This is a genomic window from Streptomyces sp. AF1A (assembly GCF_047340315.1).
GTDB lineage: Bacteria > Actinomycetota > Actinomycetes > Streptomycetales > Streptomycetaceae > Streptomyces.
This window is the reverse complement of sequence record NZ_JBLEBI010000249.1, coordinates 1-7,818: the sequence shown is the minus strand read 5'-3', so window position 1 is coordinate 7,818 and position 7,818 is coordinate 1. Positions and strand designations below refer to the sequence as shown.

Here is a 7,818-nt window from a genome sequence, read left to right as displayed (position 1 = left end):
GCACCGGAAACCGGAGTTGTCCACAGCCTCCGACGCCAGTCCCGGCGGAGTCGTAGGCTGGACACCCCCGGCCGCTCACCGCGCCGGGCTACTTGCGTTGCCCACCCCCTGGACGGAAAAAGCCCCCATGAGCCTGCACGGTCTGCTCGACGCCGTCGTCAAGGACCCCGCCCTCGCGGAAGCGATCACGGCGGCCGCGGACGGCAACCGCATGCACGTCGACCTCGTCGGCCCCCCTGCGGCCCGCCCCTTCGCGGTCGCCGGGCTCGCCCGCGAGGCCGGGCGGCCGGTGCTGGCGGTCACCGCGACCGGCCGCGAGGCCGAGGACCTGGCAGCCGCCCTGCGCTCACTGCTGCCCCCCGAGGGCGTCGTCGAGTACCCCTCCTGGGAGACCCTCCCGCACGAGCGCCTCAGTCCCCGCAGCGACACCGTCGGCCGCCGCCTCGCCGTCCTGCGCCGCCTGGCCCACCCGAGCCCCGACGACCCCGGGACCGGCCCGGTCTCCGTCGTCGTCGCGCCGGTGCGCTCCGTGCTCCAGCCGCAGGTCAAGGGCCTCGGCGACCTGGAGCCGGTGTCCCTGAGAACCGGGCAGAGCGCCGACCTGGACGACGTCGTCGAAGCCCTCGCGGCCGCCGCCTACGCGCGCGTGGAGCTGGTGGAGAAGCGCGGCGAGTTCGCCGTGCGCGGCGGCATCCTGGACGTGTTCCCGCCCACCGAGGAACACCCCCTGCGCATCGAGTTCTGGGGCGACGACGTCGAGGAGATCCGCTACTTCAAGGTCGCCGACCAGCGCTCCCTCGAGGTCGCCGAACACGGCCTGTGGGCGCCGCCCTGCCGCGAGCTGCTGCTCACCGACGACGTGCGCGCACGCGCGCGTGCCCTCGCCGAGGAACACCCCGAGCTGGGCGAACTGCTCGGCAAGATCGCCGAGGGCATCGCCGTGGAGGGCATGGAATCCCTCGCCCCCGTCCTCGTCGACGACATGGAACTGCTCCTCGACGTCCTGCCCAAGGGCGCGATGGCCGTCGTCTGCGACCCTGAGCGGGTCCGCACCCGCGCCGCCGACCTCGTCGCGACCAGCCAGGAGTTCCTGCAGGCCTCCTGGGCGGCCACCGCCGGCGGCGGGGAGGCCCCCATCGACGTCGGCGCGGCCTCCCTGTGGTCCATCGCCGACGTCCGCGACCGCGCGCGCGAGCTGGACATGATGTGGTGGTCGGTGTCCCCGTTCGCCGCCGACGCCGACCTCGACGCCGACACTCTCCAGCTCGGCATGCACGCGCCCGAGACCTACCGCGGCGACACCGCCAAGGCCCTCGCGGACACCAAGGGCTGGCTCGCCGACGGCTGGCGCACCGTGTTCGTCACCGAGGGCCACGGCCCGGCCGCCCGCACGGTCGAGGTGCTCGGCAACGAGGGCATCGCCGCCCGCATGGACGCCGACCTGGGCGAGCTGAGCCCCTCCGTCGTGCACGTCTCCTGCGGCTCGATCGAGTACGGCTTCGTCGCCCCGGCGCTGGAGCTCGCGGTGCTCACCGAGACCGACCTGTCCGGCCAGCGCGCCGTCGGCCGCGACGGCGCCCGCATGCCGGCCCGCCGCCGCAAGACCATCGACCCGCTGACCCTGGAGCCGGGCGACTACATCGTCCACGAACAGCACGGCGTCGGCCGCTACATCGAGATGGTGCAGCGCACCGTGCAGGGCGCCACCCGCGAGTACCTGGTCGTCGAGTACGCCCCGGCCAAGCGCGGCCAGCCCGGCGACCGCCTCTACATCCCCACCGACCAGCTGGAGCAGATCACCAAGTACGTCGGTGGCGAGGCGCCCACCCTGCACCGCCTGGGCGGCGCGGACTGGACGAAGACCAAGGCACGGGCGAAGAAGGCGGTCAAGGAGATCGCCGCCGACCTGATCAAGCTGTACAGCGCGCGCATGGCCGCCCCCGGCCACTCCTTCGGCTCCGACACGCCCTGGCAGCGCGAGCTGGAGGACGCCTTCCCCTACGCGGAGACCCCGGACCAGCTCACCACCATCGCCGAGGTCAAGGAGGACATGGAGAAGTCGGTCCCCATGGACCGCCTGATCTGCGGCGACGTCGGCTACGGCAAGACCGAGATCGCGGTGCGGGCCGCCTTCAAGGCCGTACAGGACGGCAAGCAGGTCGCGGTCCTCGTGCCGACGACGCTGCTGGTGCAGCAGCACTTCGGGACGTTCTCCGAGCGGTACGCGCAGTTCCCGGTCAGCGTGAAGGCGCTCTCGCGCTTCCAGACCGACACCGAGGCCAAGGCCGTCCTGGAGGGCCTGCGGGAGGGCTCGGTGGACGTCGTCATCGGCACCCACCGGCTGTTCTCCTCCGAGACGAAGTTCAAGGACCTGGGCCTGGTCATCGTCGACGAGGAGCAGCGCTTCGGCGTCGAGCACAAGGAGCAGCTGAAGAAGCTGCGGGCCAACGTCGACGTGCTGACGATGTCGGCCACCCCGATCCCCCGGACCCTGGAGATGGCGGTGACCGGCATCCGCGAGATGTCGACGATCACCACGCCGCCGGAGGAGCGCCACCCGGTGCTCACCTTCGTCGGGCCGTACGAGGAGAGGCAGATCGGCGCGGCCATCCGCCGCGAACTGCTGCGCGAGGGCCAGGTCTTCTACATCCACAACCGGGTGGAGTCCATCGACCGCGCGGCGGCCCGGCTGCGCGAGATCGTCCCCGAGGCGCGCATCGCCACCGCCCACGGGCAGATGTCGGAGGCGGCCCTGGAGCAGGTCGTCGTCGACTTCTGGGAGAAGAGGTTCGACGTGCTCGTCTCGACGACGATCGTCGAGTCGGGCATCGACATCTCCAACGCCAACACCCTCATCGTGGAACGCGGCGACACCTTCGGCCTGTCCCAGCTGCACCAGCTGCGCGGGCGCGTCGGCCGGGGCCGCGAGCGCGGGTACGCCTACTTCCTCTACCCGCCGGAGAAACCGCTGACGGAGACGGCCCACGAGCGGCTGGCCACCATCGCCCAGCACACCGAGATGGGCGCGGGCATGTACGTCGCCATGAAGGACCTGGAGATCCGCGGCGCGGGCAACCTCCTGGGCGGCGAGCAGTCCGGCCACATCGCGGGCGTCGGCTTCGACCTGTACGTCCGCATGGTCGGCGAGGCCGTCGCCGACTACCGGCGCCAGCTGGAGACCGGCGCGATCGAGGAGGAGCCGCCGCTCGAGGTCAAGATCGAGCTCCCCGTCGACGCGCACGTCCCGCACGACTACGCGCCCGGCGAGCGGCTGCGCCTGCAGGCCTACCGCGCCATCGCCTCCGCCAACTCCGAGGAGGACATCAAGGCCGTCCGCGAGGAACTCACGGATCGCTACGGCAAGTTGCCGGAGCCGGTGGAGAACCTGCTGCTGGTGGCGGGCCTGCGCATGCTCGCCCGCGCGTGCGGCGTCGGCGAGGTCGTCCTGCAGGGCACCAACATCCGCTTCGCGCCCGTGGACCTGCGCGAGTCGCAGGAACTGCGGCTCAAGCGCCTGTACCCCGGCACGGTCATCAAGCCCGCCGTCCACCAGGTGCTGGTCCCGCGCCCGAAGACCGCGAAGGTCGGCGGCAAGCCCCTGGTCGGCCGCGAACTGCTGGCATGGGTGGGCGAGTTCCTCACCACGGTCCTGGGGTCGTAACCGCCGCACGGACGGGGTCGTAACCGCCGCATCGATGGGGTCGTAGCCGCCGCACCGAAGAACCGGTCGCCGGCCCGGCAGGGCGCGAGGGCCACCGCCCACGCCCCTGCCGGGAACCCGCCCGAGGGGGTCCCCGCACGCCCCTGCCGTGCTCCCCTCGGGGCGCGCGCAGCGGGAATCCCTGAACCAGTGGGCGGCTTCGTTCCGTTCGCCTGCGGGCCGCGCCGGCGTCCCCGCGGAGCGCTTGACCTTACCCTCAAGGGCAAGGTTTAGCGTTCTTCGAGGTGAGACGCATGCGGATCGGTGAGCTGGCCCGGCGGGCGGGTGTGACGACCAAGGCGGTGCGCTACTACGAATCGCTGGGGCTGCTCGCGCCGGTCCGGTTGCCCAACGGCTACCGGGACTACGACGAGCACGACGTACGGCTCACGCAGGAGATCCGGGCGCTGTGCCGCCTCGGCATCCCCGTCGAGGCGACACGGCCGTTCCTGCAATGCCTGGACCTGGGGCACCGGCACGCGGACGACTGCCCGGCCGCGCTGGCCGGGTACCGGGACGCCATCGACGAGCTCACGCGGCGGATCGAGGACCTCACCGCACGCCGGGCGGTGCTGATGGCACACCTGCACGAGGCCGCGCACCGCAACAGCCGCTTCTCACGGGCCGAAGGAGAGGAACCGATGACCGACTACACGAGCCTGCCCGCCGACCTGCCCGTTCCCGAGGACGACGGCGCTGCCGCCCACCTGCGCGGCGCGAGAATGCCGCAACTGCACCTCCGCGCCACCGACGGCGCCACGATCGGCCTGGAGGCGCTGGGTGCAGGTCGCACAGTGCTCTACATCTACCCGCTGACCGGCCGCCCCGGCACCGATCTGCCCGAGGGCTGGGACACCATCCCCGGCGCCCGTGGCTGCACCCCCGAGGCATGCGGCTTCCGCGACCACCACCAGGACCTGCTCGCGGCCGGCGTGGCCCGGGTGTACGGCCTCTCCAGCCAGGACAGCGACTACCAACGCGAGGTCACCGAGCGGCTCCGCCTGCCGTTCCAGATGCTGTCCGACCCCGCACGCGACCTGGCCCGGGCGCTGGACCTTCCCACCTTCACCGCCGGCGGGCTGACGCTGTACAAGCGGATCACGCTGATCATCGCGGACAACGTGATCGAGCACGTTTTCTACCCGGTCTTCCCCCCGGGCCGGCACGCCGGCCAGGTCCTGGCCTGGCTCGCCGGCAACGCCCGCCGGCCTGCCTCCGCCGTGTGACGTCCCCTCGTGACCGGGGGTCTGCGCCGCACTCGCCGCAGCCGGCGCCCGGCACGTCGCGCTCGCGCTGCCTCGCCCCTGTCGGACCACGCCGCCCGCCGGCTCGCCGACGGGACCGTCAACTCCACGCGGGAGAAGGGCGCCTGACGGTGCGACGGACATCCCCGAGCTACACGGACCGCCTCCGGACGCATCCGCGAGCGCTGTCGCACGCACCGACTCCACCTCCTGCGAGCCCGCCCGTTGTCTCTATGCTGCGCGGGTAATAGCACTTTTTTCGGCTCGTTCGGAGGGGCGGTGCGCTGTGCGTACTGAGAGGCACACGAGGCACAGTGCGGGGAGCCGGCGTGCCGTTCTGGCATCCGCGGTGGTGGCCACGGCGGTTCTGGTCTCCGGCTGCAAGGGCGTTGCTTCGCCCGCGGACGGCGGACCCTCCGGTTCCGCCGTCTCGACCGCCGGCGACTCCCGTGCCGTGAGCCCGCTGGACAATCCGGACGGAACGAAGCCGGGGCTGGCGGCGATCACCTCCAGCGCGGACATGGCGAAGGCGCGGTCGTTGATCGGAAGAGTGGCGACGAAGGGGCGCGGACCGAAGACGGGGTACGAGAGGGACGAGTTCGGCTACGCCTGGATGGACTCGGCTCCCGGCGGCATCCCCTTTGCCCACAACGGCTGTGACTCGCGCAACGATCTGTTGAAACGCGACGGCGAGAGGCTCCGCTTCCGGGCCGGATCGGACTGCGTCGTCACCTCCATGACGTTGCACGATCCGTACACCGGAAAGACCATCGCGTGGATGAAGTCCCATGCCACGGCGGTGCAGATCGACCACGTCATGCCGCTGTCGTACGACTGGCAGATGGGCGCGTCGCACTGGACCAAGGGCAAGCGCGAGGACATCGCCAACGACCCGCTCAACCTGATCCCCGTGGACGGCCCCACCAACGGCGCCAAGAGCGACTCCGGGCCCGCGACGTGGCTGCCCCCGAACAAGCGGATCCGCTGCTCCTACGCGGTGCGCTTCGCCCAGGTGTCGCTGAAGTACGGCCTTCCGGTGACGGCTGCGGACAAACGGACGATGCTGACGCAGTGCGGCGGCTGAGGGAGACACCGCGGCTTTTGCGAGGTCGTCGCCCCGGCCCGGCCGAGCGCCGGGCACCGCGAACCGCACGCGAGGTCGAGGTGCCCGGCGCGCTGGACCCGGTGCGCTGCGAACCGGAGCGTGGGTAGGCCGTCCACGTCGAGCCCGACGTGCGGCTGCGGCACCGGCTGTAGCCGCCCGCCCGGTCAGCCGCCGAAGGCCCGGCCGCGCGGCGCGGGGGCGGGCCGGCCCGCCTTCTCCCACTCGACGAAGGTGTTGGTGCGGGCGAAGACGAAGGCCTTGACCGGGTTGCCGGAGTACGTCCACGGCACGCTGCCGATGTGACCGCCCACCGCCCGGAACTGCTCGACGGCGTCGGCGTACCGCTTCGTCTGGAACAGGGTGTCCGCCAGCAGGTGCCGGACCAGCGGCAGCCGGTGGTGCCCGGCGGGCGTCCGGTCCACGGCGTCCAGGGTGGCGTCCAGGGCCGAACGCACGAACGGCTGGTCGTACACGGGCGCCTTGGGATCCCGGAACGAGTGCTCCATCAGCGCGTACAGGCGCAGCACGGACAGCAGGCTGCCCTGCGGGGCCGCGGCCGCCGCCTGCTCGGCGAACGCGTACATCAGCTCGTGCGAACCGCGCCACTTGGCGCACCAGTACTGCAGGGCGCTGACATGGGCGCCGAAGTGGTGCGGGTCGCGTGCGGTGATCTCGGCCCACAGCGCCCGGAAGTCCTCGTGCGGCCAGCCGAGTCCGTAGGCGATGGTGATCTGCGCGATCCACGGGCAGGGGTCCTCGGGCGCCATCCGCGCGGCCTCCCGGCAGGCGATCAGGGCCTCGGCCAGCAGCCGGTGGAAGCCCTCGAACTGCTCGGCCGTGGTGTTCTTCGCCGACTTCGCGCCGCGGACCTTGCCCGCGAGCACGACGAGCGCGTCGGCGTGCACGAGCGCCGCGGACGGGTCACCGGGGTACTCGGTCCGCCACGCCTTCAGCCAGGTGTCGTCCTCCGCGGCGGCGTGCACGAGGATGCCGAGCCGGTACCACCGCAGGTCCCAGTCGCGGCCCGCCCCAGCCAGGTAGGCGGCGGCCCGCCGCCAGTCACCGGCGAGCGCGGCCTGTGCGACCGCGTCGGCCTCCGGATCGGGGCCCGCGTGCGCGGCGTCGAGCTGCGCGGCGGGCACCAGCCCGTACGTGGCGGGATCGATGTTCACCGGCGCCTTGGCCTTCGCCTCGGCCCGGGCGGCGCGCGCCTTGCGGGCGTTGCGGGGGATGGTGACGGCGGCGTAGACGAGGGCGCCGGCACCGGCTATGTCGATCAGGACGTTCATACCGGGTCTTTCCGGGTCGGGGCCGCCTGCAGGAGGTGACCGAGGAGGCTGTGCGGGGCGGGGGAACGAGAGGCCGTCACGCCGGGGTCCGGGGCGGCGGCCAGGGCAGACCGGGGGACAGGGGTGCCGTGCCGGCGGCCGGGAGGCGGGCGCCGCCGGACAGCAGCGCGCGCAGGGGTGCCGTGCGGGGCGGCCCGGCGACCGCGTGGTCCAGGGCCTCCTCCAGCGACGCGGCGAACCCCTCGGGCGCGACCTGCCGTACCGGGGGCCCCGCCCAGCACAGCTCCCACCGGCACAGCCCGGCGTCCAGCGCGGTGAGCAGCGCCAGGTGGCGCAGGGCCGAGCGGAAGGCCGTCCTGGCGAACTCGCGCGCCGCGCGGCCGCTGCTCCGGCTCGCCTGCTCCGACTTCGGCAGCCGGTCCGCGATCTCGTACAGCAGGCCGTGGTCGAGCAGGTCCAGCAGACGGCCGAGGTGGGTGG

4 protein-coding genes and 1 pseudogene are annotated in these 7,818 nt (G+C 72.7%); 3 read left to right on the top strand and 2 right to left on the bottom strand.

All coding sequences use genetic code 11. The annotated features are described in order from the left end of the window. Positions 1-127: 127 nt before the first annotated feature. The 3 genes from mfd (at position 128) to ACLU3S_RS34415 (ending at position 6,028) form a co-directional block, all read left to right on the top strand. Entirely contained in the window at positions 128-3,661 is a 3,534-nt protein-coding gene (gene mfd, locus ACLU3S_RS34425) for a transcription-repair coupling factor (protein ID WP_413955904.1), read from the top strand. Between the two features lie 293 nt (positions 3,662-3,954). Beyond that, positions 3,955-4,926: a MerR family DNA-binding transcriptional regulator gene (locus ACLU3S_RS34420; RefSeq protein WP_413955903.1), complete on the top strand. Its 972-nt coding sequence runs from the start codon at positions 3,955-3,957 to the stop codon at positions 4,924-4,926. Positions 4,927-5,296: 370 nt separating this feature from the next. Continuing rightward, positions 5,297-6,028: an HNH endonuclease family protein gene (locus ACLU3S_RS34415; protein WP_413955902.1), complete on the top strand. Its 732-nt coding sequence runs from the start codon at positions 5,297-5,299 to the stop codon at positions 6,026-6,028. A gap of 185 nt (positions 6,029-6,213) precedes the next feature. Here the strand turns inward: ACLU3S_RS34415 and ACLU3S_RS34410 are convergent, their stop codons facing one another. Together ACLU3S_RS34410 and ACLU3S_RS34405 are read right to left on the bottom strand one after the other, a co-directional pair. Then, positions 6,214-7,338 carry a hypothetical protein gene (locus ACLU3S_RS34410; RefSeq protein WP_413955901.1) on the bottom strand — a complete coding sequence of 375 codons (1,125 nt, stop codon included), beginning with the start codon at positions 7,336-7,338 and terminating at the stop codon, positions 6,214-6,216. Between the two features lie 76 nt (positions 7,339-7,414). After that, positions 7,415-7,818, bottom strand: a pseudogene (locus tag ACLU3S_RS34405) (hypothetical protein); the annotation flags it as partial.

Coding starts and splice junctions, on each gene's coding strand:
- mfd (WP_413955904.1), top strand. CDS start 128: ATGAGCCTGCACGGTCTGCTCGACGCCGTCGTCAAGGACCCCGCCCTC.
- ACLU3S_RS34420 (WP_413955903.1), top strand. CDS start 3,955: ATGCGGATCGGTGAGCTGGCCCGGCGGGCGGGTGTGACGACCAAGGCG.
- ACLU3S_RS34410 (WP_413955901.1), bottom strand. CDS start 7,338: ATGAACGTCCTGATCGACATAGCCGGTGCCGGCGCCCTCGTCTACGCC.